This is a genomic window from Mesorhizobium sp. M2A.F.Ca.ET.039.01.1.1 (assembly GCF_003998035.1).
In the GTDB taxonomy this organism is placed as follows: domain Bacteria; phylum Pseudomonadota; class Alphaproteobacteria; order Rhizobiales; family Rhizobiaceae; genus Mesorhizobium.
Map to the genome: position 1 here is coordinate 1 of NZ_RZRY01001066.1, position 1,615 is coordinate 1,615.

At 61.7% G+C, this 1,615-nt stretch carries 1 protein-coding gene and 1 pseudogene; both read left to right on the forward strand.

Translation table 11 applies throughout. The annotated features are described in order from the left end of the window. A partial coding sequence (locus tag EOA24_RS37280) for an acyl-CoA dehydrogenase family protein (RefSeq protein WP_189354570.1) occupies window positions 1-769 on the forward strand: 769 nt, incomplete at its 5' end. 519 nt (window positions 770-1,288) lie between these two features. Then, window positions 1,289-1,615: pseudogene (locus EOA24_RS37285) on the forward strand (LLM class flavin-dependent oxidoreductase); the annotation flags it as partial.

The following is a 1,615-nucleotide window of genomic DNA, read 5'->3' on the forward strand; positions in this document are numbered from 1 at the left end:
GCCCCATGGCGACGGCTACATCGTCAATGGCGAGAAATTCTATTCGACCGGCGCCCTCTTCGCTCATCTCGTTCCCATCATTGCGATTGACGAAGACGGCAAGGTTCGCGTCGCCATTGTCGATCGCGATGCGCCGGGTCTCGAGATCATCGACGATTGGTCGAGTTTCGGACAGCGAACGACGGCAAGCGGAACGGTCGTCATCCGCGACGTCGTGGCACCCGCCGACCGCGTCCTGCCCGCCTATCTGGCATACGACCAGGCTAGTCCCGCGGGTCCGCAAAGCCAGCTCGCTCATGCTTCCATCGACGCCGGCATCGCACGCGGCGCGATCGAGACGACGATCCGGCTGGTCCGCGACCATGCCCGGCCGTGGATCGACAGCGGCAAGGAACGTGCTTCGGACGACCCCTACACGATCGCGCAGATCGGCGAATTGAAGATTAGGCTGCACGCGGCCGAAGCGCTTCTGCAACGTGCAGGGCACGAGGTCGATAGGGCCATCGCCAGGCCCGAGATCGAGGCCATAGCCCTTGCCAAGGTGGCCGTTGCCGAAGCGAAGGTTCTGACCACCGACATCGCCATCCAGGCCACGAACAAGCTCTTCGAACTCGCCGGCACGCGTTCGACGCTTGCAGCCCATCACCTCGATCGGCTTTGGCGCGACGCGCGCACGCACACGTTGCACGATCCCGTACGCTGGAAGTACCACGCCGTCGGCCAGTACTACCTCAACGGGGTCAACCCGCCGCTTCACTCCTGGATCTGAACGTTGCTCTCCCGGGCACAATCAGGGGCCAGCGCTGCAGCCGACGACCCGCCTGGCTTTGCCTCGCTTCAGGCCGCCGAGGCATTCATCGCCGCCGAAGGTATCGAATTTATACGCTTCGAGCAGCCCGACGCGCATGACATCGCACGATCGAAAACGGTGCCCGCCCGCCACTTCGGACGATTTGCCCGCGAGGGTCTGAATTTTCCTCTGCCGCCACTGGCTTTGGACGCGCAGTGCGTTCCCGGCCGCGAAACCGGGGCCAGGTCGCCCGGCATCCATCTGCGCGTCTGGCGCGCTCGATAGGGCTGCCTGTCGATCTCGTCCCATGCGTGTTGCTGTCTTATCATGGTCACCCGCCACGGGGGTACCGCGCTTCCGGAAACCAGGATGCGCGCCAAGTGGAGAACTTTAATTCTCTATCTAATCCATAGACATTATATTCTGTCTTCGTTGACGGCCGGCTTGCCGTTAGTTTCCTCCCGCTGTCGCCCGACAGGGCTATCAAAGGAGTAACGGATGGGTCGGCATATTCGCTTCAACGCTTTCGACATGAATTGCGTTGGCCACCAATCTCCTGGTCTGTGGAAGCATCCGCGCGACAAGTCCTGGAAATACAAGGACCTGGACTATTGGCAGGACCTGGCTCGGACGCTCGAGCGCGGCATTTTCGACGGCATATTCATCGCCGACGTCATCGGCTATTACGACGTCTACAAGGGCTCGAACTACCACGCGATCGAGCAGGCGGCGCAGATTCCGGTCAATGATCCCTTGCAACTGGCCGCGCCGATCGCGCTTGCAACCGAACATCTCGGCATCGGCATTACCGCCTCGACCTCGTTC